Origin of the sequence: Burkholderia sp. A2, from assembly GCF_001729305.1 — a bacterium.
GTDB lineage: Bacteria > Pseudomonadota > Gammaproteobacteria > Burkholderiales > Burkholderiaceae > Burkholderia > Burkholderia sola.
In genome coordinates this window covers 481-13,894 of sequence record NZ_LZXX01000116.1, presented here as the reverse complement: position 1 = coordinate 13,894, position 13,414 = coordinate 481, and the positions used below count along the sequence as shown (strand labels likewise).

Genomic DNA, 13,414 nt, shown 5'->3' with positions numbered 1-13,414 from the left:
GGTCACGACGCGCGCGTCGTGCGCTCGCCGTCCATCGCGCGGCGCAGGCTCGCGGGGCGCATGTCGGTCCAGACGGTTTCGATGTGCGCGAGACAGTCGGCCTTCGGGCCGCTCACGCCCACTTCGCGCCAGCCGGCGGGCACGGGCCGGAAGGTCGGCCAGATCGAATACTGTTCTTCGTCGTTGATGACGACCGTATAGACGAGATCGTCGGTGTCGGCGGAAGGCGTCGGGGCTTGCGTCATGATCGGAAATCGCTGGGCGGTTGAAGGAGGCGAAGCGGCGAATTCGGCCGCTCCTGTCTGATAGACGGTTGGCCGGCGCGTTTTTTTACCGCCGCCGTGCGCGGCCGCCCAGGAACACCGGGCAGGCGACGCCGCGATGGCATGCGTCGAGGCATTCCGCGCAGTGGCGCTCCGCGTCGCGCACCATGAAATGCACGAGCGTCTGCGACACGTTCAGCGCGCGCGCCGCGGTCTGCAGCGTCTCCTCGCGCAGCCGCACCATCTCGAATGCCGCACGGCTGCGCGCCGGCAGGTCGTCGAGCGCCGCCCACACGCGCCGCAGCGTATCGCGCGTCATCAGCGCGGCTTCCGGCGTCGGCTCGGGCGACGGCACGTCGAAACCGTCGTCCTCTTCCGTGTGATAGACGTTTTCGAGGCTTTGCCGGCGGCACGCGTCGATCGATGCGTTGCGCACCATCCGCGTCACGTACGCGACCGGCTGGCGCACCGCGTCCTGATTCGGGAATTCGACGAGCTTCACGAACACGTCGTGCACGACGTCCTCCGCGCGGCTCGCGCAGCCGACGAAGCCGCGCGCGACGTTGACGAGCATCGCGCGATGCGAGATCAGCACGTCGAGCAGCGCACCCTGCGCACGGGGCTCGGACGCCCGGCGCGCACGCGGCGCGGCGCGCGGCGGCAGGTCCGGATAACTGCCGAGGAACGGGTTTGCCGCTGCCGCCGCCGGTCGGTCGAGCACTTCCGCCATCGCCATCGATCTGCTCCGTCAAATTCCGAGATAAGGGAATTTAACGTAAACGCAAATCATTCTCAATCCGATTACGAGATGACCCTTCCGGTTGTCGGGATTTGTCTGAACAATTGCCGGAATGCCTGCTCTGGCGGACGGGACGAACGCGACGGGTCTGCGGAGAACGGCAGGCTTTCCAGGCCAAAGGCGGCGGCACGGCGGCCGACACGGCCGAGGTTCATGATGACGGCCCCGCCCCGCATTGGCGCACGGCACGGCGCCGCGATCCACACGGCTTGCGTTACGTCGACGAGCCGTTTCGGCGATCCGACGGAACGCACGCGGCCGCGCCTACCGCCGTCAGTAGATGAACAACCGGATCGTCGCCGTCGCGTCGAATCGGCCGATCTTCGGCGGGCCGAACGACTTCAGCACCGCGTCCATCAGCACGCTCTGGTTCATCACGTTGGACGCGAACTGGGCCAGCGTGAACTGCTGGTTGAACGGAATGGCCTTGCCCTGGCTGTCCTCGATGCCAATCCCGAAATTGCTGTCCTTCGCCGGCACCAGCAAACCGTTCTGGACCGGAAAACTCGTTTCGAAATACCCGTCCACCCGCACCGCGACGTTGCATTTCTTGGTCAACGACAACGAGAACCGCTTGCGCGGCACCGCCGGCATGAAGCCGTTGCCCGCCGCCTGCACCTGCCCGAAATCGACGATGCCCGGTTCGGGCGTCACGAGTACGTCGACGAAGCACGGCGTCGGCTTGAGATTGCGCAGGCCGCTCAGGCGGTACTGAAAGCTCGTGCCGAACGCATTCAGCCCGAATTCGCCGTCGAACTGGAACACCGTATAGATATCGCTCGGCGGCTGGATCCAGTTGCCCTTCTTGCGCACGACGACCTGATAGTCGATGCTGATGTTCGTGCGCTGGCAACGCCCGCGGTCGAAGTCGTACCGGGTGCACGGCGGCACCGCATACCCGGTAAACACCCCGCCGCCGCGATTGCTCGTCTTGTCGAAATAATCGACGCCCTTGTAGCGGATGCCGATCTCGAGCCCCCATGCGGCAGGGTCCGTACGATTCGGATTCGCGTAGAAGTAAATGTTGTCGACGACCTTCAGGCTGCCGGCGTCCCCGAGGTCCTTGTAGCAATACCCCGACGTCGTGCGCACCGGCGACACCCAGATCACGTAGCCGTCCGGCGCGTCGGTCGGATACGACGCCACGCCGCCGATCGGCTCGGTCAACGACGTCGCGCCGCTGTTCGTCAGGCAGCGCAGCGCCCACGCCGGCTGCACGGCCGCGATCAGCAGCACGAGTACGACCCAGCGCAGCCATGCCGCCGGCGCCGCCCGATGACGCATGCCCGCGCTCATTTCTTCACGCTCTTGCACGCACCCGCGTCGCACGCATACTCGACCGCCACCTGGCCGCCGTAATCGTCGATGTGCGTGACGAACAGCGTCGCCGGCGTCGCGGCCTTGAACGGCACGTCGGCCGTGCTCATCGGGCTCACCATCACCGGCTCGATCGGCACCGGCGTCTTCTGCGCACCCGCGCTCACGTCGACCACCGTCACGTGATACGGCGTCGGGTTGTCGAACACGAGCTTGTGTGCGGCCGCATCCACCCGCAGCGTCATCGGCAGTGTCCAGTCCTCGTCGCGCGGGGGCTGCACGGCCTTCGGCCGGTAGAACAGCTTCATCTGCGTATGCAGCGCGATCTGCAGCGTGTTCGGCGTATCGGTCTTCGGCGGCACTTCGCGGATGTTCAGGTAGAACACCGTTTCACGATCGGCCGGCAACTCGGTGCCCGGCAGCTTCGCGATCCGCAGCACGTTGCGCTCGTTCGCCTCGATGCGTTGCAGCGGCGGCACGACCATCAGCGGCGACGTGGTCTTGTTGCCCTTCGCGTCCTCGAGCCACGACTGCACGAGATACGGATACGTCGCGCTCTTGTTGGTGATCGTCACGATCGCGGCCTGTTCGCCTTCGTTGAAGATCACGCGCGTGCGATCGGGCACGATCGCCGCATGCGCGGTGCCTGCCAGCATCGCGCCGACGGTCGCGAACACGCACAGCGCGCGCCGCGGGAAAGAAAGGGAGAAAGCGTTCGTCATCGCTGGATCCATGAAAATCATCGTTCGACCGGCGCGGCCGCCGCATGCGACTCGCCCGGTGTCCGGCACGTCACCGGAATCGGCGTGCCTTCGAGTTGGAGCTGGTTCGGCAGTGCGTCGATCGTGCACAGCGTGCGTTCGCCCGCCCGCACCGCCAGCGCGGATTTCGGCTGAACCTGGGTCAGGAACGCCGCGCCGCCCTCGCCGACGATGCCGAGTTCCTTGCCGTTCGCCGCGTCCTGCACCGACGCGCCGAACGGCAGCGCCTTGCCGGCCGCGTCGGTCAGCGTCAGGTACAGGTTGCTGCCGCGCGCGGCGGCGAACTTCACGAAACCGATCGCGCCGTCGGTCAGCACCATGCGCTGGATCGGGTTCGTCACCTGCACTTCGAGCGGCAGCTTCTCGACGTTGACGGTCGCGTCGTACACGTTGTACGGCGAGATGCCGTCGAGCACCGCGTAGCCGCGCGAATCGGTATGCGTGAGCGTGCCGGACAGCGGCACGTCGGGCACGCCGTCGGTCGACACCAGCAGCCGCGTATCGCCCGCATTGCCGTTCGCGTGCGCGGACACGCCGTACTGCGTCGCGACGAACGAGCCGTCGACTTCGAGCGACGCGGCCGCATACGCATTGGCGAGCGTCGATGCCTGCGCGGTGAGCTGGTACGCCGACGTGCGCTGCCGGAAGCTCGCGTTGGCCGACGCGCGGCCGTCGGTCGCGCCCGCATTGACCTGGTAGGTGCGGCCGGCCGGATCGTCGTAGATATAGCCCGCGTTCACGCTGGTGCTGCCGTTGCCCGTCGTCAGGTTCGACGTGACGGTGTGGCGGCCGCCGATCGGCAGCGTCGCGGTGACCGAGAACTGGTTGCCGCTCGCGCCGGCGCTCTGCGTGCGGAATGCCGACACGCTGACGTTCAGGTTGCGCAGCGCGCCGATCGAGAACGCGCGCGTGAGCGTCAGGCCGACCCGCTGCTCGGACGCGCGCGCCCAGTAGGTCGTCTGGTCGTACGAGAAATAGGTCGACGTGTCGCCGAAGCGCTTCGACAGCGTCGCCGAATAGCGCTGCTTGCTGTTGGCGAGGCCGTACGCGGTCGGGTCGCCGGAGAACTGCGCGAAGCTGGTGTACTCGCGCTCGGAGAAGCGGTAGCCGAAGAAGCGCACGTCCGCGTCGAGCCCGTCGAAGTGCTTCGAATAATTGATGCGATACGAGTTGCCGTTGCGTGTCGCGCCGCTCCACCACAGGCGCGCCCGCGCATGCGTGACGTCGGCCGACACCGCGCCGAAGGCGCCGAAATCGCGGCCCACGCCGAACGCGATCGACGTATAACCCGACGCGGCGATGAAGCCGCCATAGGCGGTGACGTCGAACGGCAAACCGTACGCGATTTCGCCGAAGCCGAAGAACGGCGTGATGCCGGCGCCGCCGAACAGGCGCGGCTTGCCGACCGCGGCCTTGTAGCGCAACTGGCCGGTGCGCGCGAGGAACGGCACGGCGGCCGTCGTCACCTGGAAGCGCTGCACGCTGCCGTCCTCTTCCTCGACCGCGACGTCGAGCGTGCCCTGCACGCTCGTGTTGATGTTCTGCAGCGCGAACGCGCCCGGCGACACGCGCGTCACGTACAGCACGCGGCCGGCCTGCGACACGGTCACGGTCGCGTTGGTGCGCGCGACGCCCGAGATCAGCGGCGCATAGCCGCGCAGCGACGGCGGCAGCATGCGGTCGTCGCTGCGGATCGACGCGCCCGTCAGCGCGAACGTGTCGAAAATGTCGGAGGTCAGATAGTCGTCACCGAACGTCACCGTCGACTGGATCGACGGCAACGCGCGAAACGCATAAAGCCGGCTGAAGCGGAACGTACGGTCCGCGTACGCGGTGTTGCCGACGTTCGATTGCGCCTGGTAGTCGCCGCGAAAACGCCACGCGCCCCAGTTCGCGCCGACCGTCCCGTACGCCTGGATCGCATTCGTCTGCCCGCCGCCCGTACCGAAGTTGCGGTTCGTGTTCGCGATCACCCGATAGTCGAGCATCGCGCCGGGAATCCCTTCGGACCAGTGCTCCGGCGGCAGGTAGGTCGAATCGGTGAATTCGAGCGCGGCCTGCGGAATCGTGATCTTGAGCCGCCCGTCGCTTTTCAGGTAACGCACGGTCGCCCCTTCGATCGCGGCGAGGTCGACGCAACTGCCGCCCCGGAAGCGCGGCAGATCCTTGACCAGCGAAGGTTTCAGGCCGAACCGCGCGACGAGCGCCGGCCGCAGGCACGGCTTGCCCGCGCCCGTCGCATCGACCGCCACGAATTCGATCGGCTGCAATCCGAGGTACAGGTCGTTGACCTGCACGTCGAGCATGTACTCGCCGGGCAGCGTGAAGTCCGCCTGCGAGAACTGCGACAGGTCGACGTTGCTCGTTCCGTCGATGTCGAGGAACGACGAATTGAATTCCGTCGCCTGGCTCTGGCTGCCGACGACCAGCACGGAGACGCAAAGGAAGGAATGTCTGATTCGCACGCGGTGCTACCGGGAGTCCGAGGAGAAGGAAAACGGGAGGAAGGACGAAGGAGGAAGGGATGCACGCATCCCTCCTCCGGCACGGATGCTTACTGGTAGCGGACCGTGAAGTTCGCGACGCCGTCGGCGGTACCCGGCGTCACGCCGGCTGCCGTCGCTTCGTACATCGCCGCGAAGCGTGCGATGTTCGTGCCGTTCTGCAGCAGCGTCGGCGCCTTTTGCTCGGCGCCGTTGTCGAGGTATTCGCCCGACGCGGCCTGCAGGCGGATGCCGACGTTGGTTGCCGAACCGATCGTGGCGAGCAGCTTCGGCTGGCCCGCGCTCGACGTGCCCGTGAACGTGAAGTACGCGTTCTTCGCGACGCTGGTGTCGCAATCGGTCAGCTTGATGTCGAAGTTGGTCGGGGTGGACTTGTCGCCGGCTTGCTTGAACACGTTGGTCGGCACCTTGCCGAGGTTCACGGTCTGGTTGACCGAGCCCGAGTCGATGCCGCATGCGCCCGCGACGATCTCGCCCGTGAAGTTGATCGTGCCGGTGCCCGCTGCGAAGGCCGAGGAGGACAGGGCTGCGAGTGCGACAGCGCTCAGGATGGATTTTTTCATGAGGTTTCCCGTAAGGAGTACAAATGGAATGGACGACGTGGCGGACACAAACGGCAGCGCATGGTGGCTCCCGTCCGACACGAGGCGGCATTATCGAGATAACAGCGAAAGATTTCTGTAAATCATTGTCAAATACATCTGACAATGTTCGATTTACCCCTCTAAACCCCCATTCCTTCCTTTCAATTTTCAACCCCGGATTTTTTATCCGCAGTCCTTTTTGATTTTCCGGAACCAATTGAAGATTAAGGGAATTTCTTGCCGAAAATCATCGCAGACGCACGCTTCCTTGCTGGCATTGGCTTGCGTGCGACCACCACTCAACGGACAAAATATTGTCCAGCACCGCCATCGTTGCCCAATTACAACGCCAATATCGAATCATTTTCAACTGACAGGAAATTAACAACGGCATTTCATCAACATGAATTTATCGCGCAAACGATTGCGCAAGAATACAAACGTTTTACCGCGACACTTTGCCGCCGCCATTAATTCCAATATATTGATTAATCCGTTCGTCAATTACCTATCTTGAATCGCATACATGCGCGGCCGCTGAAACGCGGCTGGCATGCCGGATTGGACGAGATGAAACAGGAAGGAACGCGGCACACGTTTGCGCCGGAGAGCGACGCGATTGGTCGCCGGGTGCGGGGAGCGCGCAAGCAGCCTGCGCCCGGCCGGGAGATGAAAAGGATGCGTGGAACAGCGCCAGGAAGCGCCGATGCGGCGCGCGCGAAACGGCGGGCATCACACCCTGTCGAAACGACGGCCGCACGTCGAATCGTACGGCCGCCGTCATGCCACCCGGCACGCTGCGGCGTCAGGCGACGCGTCGCACGTCACGAGAAAACCGCGGCCTCCGCCGTTGCGGGCGCCCAGCCGCCGCCGAGCGCGCGATACAGCGCGATCGCGTTCGCGAGCCTGAGCTGCCTGAGCCGGATCAGCTCCTGCCCCGACTCGTACGTGCTGCGCTGCGCGTCGAGCAGTTCGAGATAGGTCGCGACGCCGCCCGCATAGCGGCGCTCCGCGAGCTTCAGCCGCGCACCGTCCGCCGCATACACGTCCTGCTGCGCGGCAAGCTGCCGGTCGATCCAGTCGCGCGCGGCGAACGCATCGGCCACTTCGCGAAACGCGGTCTGCACCGCCTTCTCGTATTCGGCGACCGCGATGTCCTTGCGCGCGTGCGCCACGTCGAGATTCGCGCGATTGCGGCCGCCCGCGAAGATCGGCAGCGTGATGCGCGGCGCGAACGTCCACACGCTCGTGCCGGCCGCGAACAGGCTCGAGAACGCATCGCTCACCGAGCCGTAGTCGGTCGTCAGCGCGATGCGCGGGAAAAACGCCGCGCGCGCCGCGCCGATGTTCGCGTTCGCGGCCTTCAGCCGCGCCTCGGCCTGCCGGATGTCCGGCCGCCGTTCGAGCAGCTCGCTCGGCGCGCCCGGCGCCACGGGCGCGATCGACAGCGTGTCGAGCGCGGTCGCGTCATCGGGCACGTTGCGCGCGAAATCGCCGGCCAGCAATTGCAGCGCCCGTACGGCCTGCGCATGCTCGCGCTGCAGCGCGGCCTGCGACGCGCGCGCGGACGCCACCAGCATTTCGGCCGAACGCAGCTCGATCGCGTCGCTCGTGCCGGCGGCATAGCGACGTTGCGTGAGCGCGGCCATCCGCTCGCGGGCTTCGAGCGTGCGCTGAGCAAGAGACAGTTGCGCGTGCAACGATCGTTCGGAAACGTACGCGCCCGCCACTTCGGCGATCACGCCGATACGGACCGTGCGCTGCGCGTCGGCCGTCGCGAAATACTCGGCGAGTGCCGCGTCAGACAGGTTGCGCACCCGGCCGAACAGGTCGAGCTCGTAAGCGCTGACGCCGACACCCGCGCGATACAGCCCGCTGATCGCGCTTTCGCGCACGACGGGGTCGTACTGGCGCGCGCGTTCATAGCCGAGATTCGCGTCGACCGACGGCATCCGGTCCGCGCGCTGCACACCGTACAGCGCGCGCGCTTCCTCGAGCCGGCCGGCCGCGATCCGCAGGTCGCGGTTGTGCGCGAGCGCCGCGTCGATCCACGCCTGCAGCGCCGGATCGGTGAAATACGCATGCCAGTCGTCGAGCAGCGCGGCATCCGGTGCCGCACTCGCCTGGATCACCGGCGCCGTACTGCCGTCGACCGGCGCATAGGTCGTCGGCACGGGCGCCGCCGGGCGCTCGTAACGCGGCGCGAGCGAGCACCCGGCGAGCGCGAGCGCGGCGGCCAGCGCGACCGGAACCCGTCGCGCGGCGCGTGCATTCAGCGCGAACATCATGGTTGCGAACCCTCCATCGTCGTCGGCTGCGCGCCGCCGCGCCGGCGCGGGCCGACGTCGAACAGGCGGCCGACGATCACGAAAAACAGCGGGACGAGGAACACCGCGAGCACGGTCGCCGTGATCACGCCGCCGAGCACGCCGGTGCCGATCGCCGTCTGCGCGCCGGACGCGGCGCCCGACGCGAACGCGAGCGGCAGCACGCCGACGCCGAACGCGAGCGACGTCATCACGATCGGCCGCAGCCGCAGGCGCGCGGCCTCGAGCGCCGCATCGACGAGCGACATGCGCTGCGCGACGAGATCCTTCGCGACTTCGACGATCAGGATCGCGTTCTTCGCGGACAGCCCGATCGTCGCGATCAGCCCCACCTTGAAATAGATGTCGTTCGGCATCGTCCGCAGCGTCACGCCGAGCACCGCACCGATCACGCCGAGCGGGACGACCAGCATCACCGCGAACGGAATCGACCAGCTCTCGTACAACGCCGCGAGCGCGAGGAACACGACGAGCACCGACAGCGCGAACAGCATCGGCGCCTGCGCACCCGACAGCCGCTCCTCGAACGACTGCCCCGACCACGCGTAGCCGATGCCGGCCGGCAGCTTCGCGGCGATCCGCTCGATCGCGGTCATCGCGTCGCCGCTGCTGTGGCCGGCCGCGGCCGAGCCGTTGATCGTGAACGACGGATAGCCGTTGTAGCGCGTGAGCTGCGGCGGCCCGAGCGTCCAGTGCAGCGTCGTGAACGCCGCGAGCGGCACCATCTCGCCGCGCGCGTTGCGCACGCGCAGCTTCTTCACATCGTCCGGATCGAGCCGGTGCCGCCCATCGGCCTGCACCATCACGCGCCGCACCTGCGTGCCGTGCATGAAGTCGCCGATATAGTCGGAGCCGAACATCACCGCGAGCGTCGTGTTGATTTCGTCCATCGATACGCCGAGCGCGGACGCCTTCGCACGATCGATGTCGAGCTTCAGTTGCGGCGCGTCCTGCGTGCCCGCGAACATCAGGTCGGTGAGCGCACGATCCTTGCCGCCCGCCGCGAGCAGTTGCTCGCGCGCGGCGCTGAACGTCGCGTAGTCGAGCCCGCCGCGGTTCTGCAGCCGGAAGTCGAAGCCGCTCGACGAACCGAGATCGGGCAGCGCCGGCGAATTCATCGCGAACACCGTCGTGTTCGGCGTGCCCGCGAAGCGTTCGTTGATGCGCGCGACGATCGACTGCACGTGATCGCGCTGGGCCTTGCGTTCCTTCCAGTTCTTCAGCGTGACGAAGATCATCCCGCCGTTCGGCCCTTCGCCGTACAGGTTGAAGCCGCCGAGCGCGTACGTATAGGCGGTCGGCTCGTCGCGGCGGATGGCCGACTCGACCGCGCGCACGCTCTGCATCGTTTCCGCGAGCGGCGTGCCTTGCGGGCGGATCACCATCACCATGAAGTTGCCCTGGTCCTCGTCCGGCAGGAATGCGGTCGGCAATTGCGTGAGCATCAGCACCGCGGCCGCGGTCAGCGCGCCGTACACGACGAGCCAGCGCAGCGGTTTCCGCAGCATCGCGCCGACCCGCGTCGCATAGCGCTGCGTCGCGCGCGCGACGAAGCGGTTGAACCCGCCGAAGAAGCCGCGCTTCTCGTGATGGTCGCCGGCCACCGGCTTGAGCAGCGTCGCGCACAGCGCGGGCGTCAGCGACAGCGCGAGGAAGGCCGAGAAGCCGATCGACACAGCGAGCGACAGCGCGAACTGCCGGTAGATGTTGCCCACCGCGCCGCCGAAGAACGCCATCGGCACGAACACCGACGTCAGCACCACGGTGATCCCGACGATCGCGCCGCTGATCTGCTGCATCGCCTTGACGGTCGCGTCGTACGGCGCGAGCCCCTCCTCGACCATCAACCGCTCGACGTTCTCGACGACGACGATCGCGTCGTCGACGAGGATGCCGATCGCGAGCACCATCCCGAACATCGTCAGCACGTTGATCGAGAAGCCGGCCGCGTACATCACGCCGAACGTGCCCGCGAGCGCGACCGGCACGACCAGCGTCGGAATCAGCGTCGCGCGCAAGTTCTGCATGAACAGGAACATCACGAGGAACACCAGCACACCGGCCTCGACCAGCGTCGTGACGACCTTGTTCATCGATACCCGCACGAACGACGACGTCTCGTACGGGATCTGGTATTTCACGCCCGGCGGGAAGTATCGGGACAGCTCGTCCATCGTCGCGCGCACGCGCTTCTCGGTGGACACCGCGTTCGACCCCGGCGCGAGCTTGATGCCCATGCCGGTCGCGACCTTGCCGTTCACGTACGACGGATAGTTGTAGTCGTTGCCGCCGAATTCGACGCGCGCGACGTCGCGCAGGAACAGCGCGGCGCCGTCGGCCCGCGCGCGCAGCGCGATCGCGCCGAAATCGGCCGGCGTCTTCAGCGGCGCGTCCGCGAATACGGTCGCCGCGATCGGCGCGCTGTCCGGCACCGCGCTGCGGCCGATGTCGCCGATCGTCACGCGCGCGTTGTGCGCGCGCACGGCCGACGCGATGTCCGACGCGGTGAGGCCGTGCCCGGCCAGCTTCACCGGGTCGGGCCAGATCCGCATCGCATATTCCGCGCCCCAGAACTGCACCTTGCCGACACCCTCGACGCGACGCAGCGCCTGCACCACGTTCGCCGACGCGTATTCGCCGAGCTGCACGTCGGTCATGCGGCCGTCGTCGGACGTGAGCGACACGACGAGCTGGATATTGTCGGCGGCCTTCTCGACCTGGATGCCGTCGCGGCGCACGGGCTCGGGCAGGCGCGCGTCGACCGTCTTCAGCCGGTTCTGCACTTCGACGGCCGCGAGATCGGCGTTCACGCCCTGCTTGAACGTCAGGTACAGCGACGCCGCGCCGGCGCTGCTCGTCGCGGACGTATACAGCAGCCCGGGCGCGCCGTTCATCTCGCGCTCGATCAGTGCGGTCACCGATTCCTCGACGACCTGCGCGGACGCGCCCGGGTACGTCGCATAGATGCTGACGACGGGCGGCGCGATGTCCGGGTACTGCGCAACGGGCAGCGCGCGGATCGCGAACAGGCCGCCCAGCATGATGAAGATGGCGATCACCCACGCGAAGACGGGGCGATCGATGAAGAAACGTGCCATGTTGGTTTGAACCGGTCAGGTTTGACGGGCGGCCGCCTGCGAAGCGGCCGCGGCCGGCGCCGCCTTCGACGGCGGCGCCTTTTCGACGGGCTGGACGGCCGTATCGGGCGCGAACTGCGCGACGTCGTCGACGATCACGCGCTCGCCGCCCGCGAGGCCGCGCGTGATGCGCCAGTCATGGCCGCTCATCTGGTCGGCCGTGACCTCCACGTCCTTGACCTTGCCGTTCGCGCCGACGACGCGCACCGACGTACGGTCGGCCGTGCGCAGCAGCGCGTCGCGCGGCACGAGGATCGCCCGCCGGTCGACCGCCGTGTCGAGCGCGATCCGCACATACGCGCCCGGCAGCAGCTCGCGCTCCGGATTCGGGAACAGCGCGCGCATCGCGACGGTGTCGGTGGTCGGATCAACCGCGAGATCGCTGAACAGCAGCTTGCCCTTCAGCGGATACGCGGTGCCGTCGGCGCGCAGCAGCGTCACCGCGACATCGTGCTGCGCGATGCCCGCCGCGCGCCCGCTCTTCACCGCGCGGCGCAGCGCGTCGACGTCGGCGGCCGGCTGCGAGAAATTCACGTAGATCGGATCGAGCTGCTCGACGGTCGTGAGCGGCGTCGCCTGGTCCTGACCGACGAGCGCGCCCTCGGTCACGAGCGCGCGCCGTGCGCGGCCCGCGATCGGCGCGGTGACGGTCGCGTAGTCGAGCTGCAGTTGCGCGCGCGCGAGTTCGGCCTTCGCCGACGCGACCTCGGCCTTCGCCTGCGTATCGGCCGCGACCGCCTCGGTGTGGTCGCGCTCGCTCACCGCGCGATCGCGCACGAGATCGTCGTAACGGCGGCGCTTGTCGGTCGCCGCGAGCGCGGCGGCCTGCGCCTTCGCGAGCGCGCCCTGCGCGGCGTCGCGCGCGGCCTTCAGCGGCGCGGGATCGATGCGGAACAGCACCGCGCCCTGCTTCACTTCCTGGCCTTCCTCGTAGGTACGCGCGGTGACGATGCCCGCGACCCGTGCGCGGACTTCCGCCTGCCGGTACGCGTCGAGCCGGCCCGGCAGTTCGACGGTCATCGGCACGGCCGTCGGGCGCACCGTCACGACGGTGGCCTGCTTGGCGGTCTCCGGCGCCGTGTCCTTGTCGCCCTTTCCGCATCCGGCCACGGCCAGCAGCGCCGCGAGCGCGAACGGCGCCAGCCGCATGCGGCGCCACAGGGTGCGTTTGTTATTCATGTTCTGACCTCGGATCGTTCGCCGCCGATACAATGCGGCGGCTCAGGGTGGCCGATTATAATCAGTCACGACTGATTAAATACATGCGCTTTCAATCCGGCTGACGCACTGTCTCAATAAAACGACAGCGAACTGTAAGGAATTTCACGACATGGCCCGCAAGACCCGGGAAGAATCGCTCGCCATTAAGCACCGGATCCTCGACGCCGCCGAGCTTGTGCTGCTCGAAAGAGGCGTCGCGCAAACCGCGATGGCGGACCTCGCCGAAGCAGCCGGGATGTCGCGGGGCGCCGTCTACGGCCACTACCGCAACAAGATGGAAGTGTGTCTGGCGATGTGCGACCGCGCGTTCGCGCGCACGTCCGAAGGCTTCGACGCGGGCGACGGCCTGCCGCCCCTCGCTACATTGCGGCGCGCCGCGTCGCACTACCTGCAGGAATGCGGGGAGCCGGGCCCGATGCAGCGCGTACTCGTGATCCTCTATACGAAGTGCGAGCAGAGCGAGGAAAACGGCGCGCTGCAGCGGCGCCGCATGCTGCTCGA

11 protein-coding genes are annotated in these 13,414 nt (G+C 67.3%); 2 read left to right on the top strand and 9 right to left on the bottom strand.

Going from position 1 to position 13,414, the window contains the following annotated elements:
• Nucleotides 1-2: 2 nt before the first annotated feature.
• The 6 genes from A9Z05_RS26340 to A9Z05_RS26315 all read right to left on the bottom strand — a co-directional run bounded on the left by A9Z05_RS26340 (nucleotide 3) and on the right by A9Z05_RS26315 (nucleotide 6,207).
• Entirely contained in the window at nucleotides 3-245 is a 243-nt protein-coding gene (locus A9Z05_RS26340) for an MbtH family NRPS accessory protein (protein ID WP_069620684.1), read from the bottom strand.
• 85 nt (nucleotides 246-330) lie between these two features.
• Nucleotides 331-999, bottom strand: coding sequence for an RNA polymerase factor sigma-70 (locus A9Z05_RS26335; protein ID WP_034201800.1), 669 nt, complete (start codon nucleotides 997-999; stop codon nucleotides 331-333).
• Between the two features lie 336 nt (nucleotides 1,000-1,335).
• Nucleotides 1,336-2,358 (bottom strand): fimbrial protein, encoded by a 1,023-nt coding sequence (locus A9Z05_RS26330; RefSeq protein ID WP_069620683.1) that lies wholly within the window; start codon nucleotides 2,356-2,358, stop codon nucleotides 1,336-1,338.
• On the bottom strand, nucleotides 2,355-3,101 hold the full coding sequence (locus A9Z05_RS26325; protein ID WP_069620682.1) for a molecular chaperone: 747 nt from the start codon (nucleotides 3,099-3,101) through the stop codon (nucleotides 2,355-2,357). The genes A9Z05_RS26330 and A9Z05_RS26325 overlap by 4 nt, the downstream gene beginning before the upstream one ends.
• 17 nt (nucleotides 3,102-3,118) lie before the next feature.
• A complete protein-coding gene (locus tag A9Z05_RS26320; RefSeq protein ID WP_069620681.1) occupies nucleotides 3,119-5,572 on the bottom strand; it encodes a fimbria/pilus outer membrane usher protein in 2,454 nt (817 codons plus the stop codon).
• A 122-nt stretch (nucleotides 5,573-5,694) separates the two neighbouring features.
• Nucleotides 5,695-6,207: a fimbrial protein gene (locus tag A9Z05_RS26315; protein WP_069620680.1), complete on the bottom strand. Its 513-nt coding sequence runs from the start codon at nucleotides 6,205-6,207 to the stop codon at nucleotides 5,695-5,697.
• 258 nt (nucleotides 6,208-6,465) lie between these two features.
• Between A9Z05_RS26315 and A9Z05_RS36475 the strand changes: the two genes are divergently transcribed.
• Nucleotides 6,466-6,702, top strand: coding sequence for a hypothetical protein (locus A9Z05_RS36475; RefSeq protein WP_141723489.1), 237 nt, complete (start codon nucleotides 6,466-6,468; stop codon nucleotides 6,700-6,702).
• Between the two features lie 350 nt (nucleotides 6,703-7,052).
• Here A9Z05_RS36475 and A9Z05_RS26310 read toward each other — a convergent pair whose 3' ends face one another.
• From A9Z05_RS26310 to A9Z05_RS26300, 3 genes are read right to left on the bottom strand one after another with little or no spacing between them, the layout of a single operon-like run.
• Nucleotides 7,053-8,513: an efflux transporter outer membrane subunit gene (locus tag A9Z05_RS26310; protein WP_069620752.1), complete on the bottom strand. Its 1,461-nt coding sequence runs from the start codon at nucleotides 8,511-8,513 to the stop codon at nucleotides 7,053-7,055.
• Nucleotides 8,513-11,653, bottom strand: a complete 3,141-nt coding sequence (locus A9Z05_RS26305; RefSeq protein ID WP_069620679.1) for a multidrug efflux RND transporter permease subunit — start codon at nucleotides 11,651-11,653, stop codon at nucleotides 8,513-8,515. The genes A9Z05_RS26310 and A9Z05_RS26305 overlap by 1 nt, the downstream gene beginning before the upstream one ends.
• A gap of 15 nt (nucleotides 11,654-11,668) precedes the next feature.
• Nucleotides 11,669-12,871: a MexX/AxyX family multidrug efflux RND transporter periplasmic adaptor subunit gene (locus A9Z05_RS26300; RefSeq protein WP_069620678.1), complete on the bottom strand. Its 1,203-nt coding sequence runs from the start codon at nucleotides 12,869-12,871 to the stop codon at nucleotides 11,669-11,671.
• A 151-nt stretch (nucleotides 12,872-13,022) separates the two neighbouring features.
• On the opposite strand from A9Z05_RS26300, the gene A9Z05_RS38020 reads away from it, so the two are divergent.
• Nucleotides 13,023-13,414, top strand: a 392-nt coding sequence (locus tag A9Z05_RS38020) for a TetR family transcriptional regulator (protein WP_371090920.1), incomplete at its 3' end; no start/stop codon positions are given.

Bases quoted from the DNA above. Each gene is read 5' to 3' on its own strand.
- A9Z05_RS26315 (WP_069620680.1), bottom strand. From the start codon at position 6,207: ATGAAAAAATCCATCCTGAGCGCTGTCGCACTCGCAGCCCTGTCCTCC.
- A9Z05_RS26335 (WP_034201800.1), bottom strand. From the start codon at position 999: ATGGCGATGGCGGAAGTGCTCGACCGACCGGCGGCGGCAGCGGCAAAC.
- A9Z05_RS26305 (WP_069620679.1), bottom strand. From the start codon at position 11,653: ATGGCACGTTTCTTCATCGATCGCCCCGTCTTCGCGTGGGTGATCGCC.
- A9Z05_RS26300 (WP_069620678.1), bottom strand. From the start codon at position 12,871: ATGAATAACAAACGCACCCTGTGGCGCCGCATGCGGCTGGCGCCGTTC.
- A9Z05_RS26325 (WP_069620682.1), bottom strand. From the start codon at position 3,101: ATGACGAACGCTTTCTCCCTTTCTTTCCCGCGGCGCGCGCTGTGCGTG.
- A9Z05_RS26340 (WP_069620684.1), bottom strand. From the start codon at position 245: ATGACGCAAGCCCCGACGCCTTCCGCCGACACCGACGATCTCGTCTAT.
- A9Z05_RS26330 (WP_069620683.1), bottom strand. From the start codon at position 2,358: ATGAGCGCGGGCATGCGTCATCGGGCGGCGCCGGCGGCATGGCTGCGC.
- A9Z05_RS26310 (WP_069620752.1), bottom strand. From the start codon at position 8,513: ATGTTCGCGCTGAATGCACGCGCCGCGCGACGGGTTCCGGTCGCGCTG.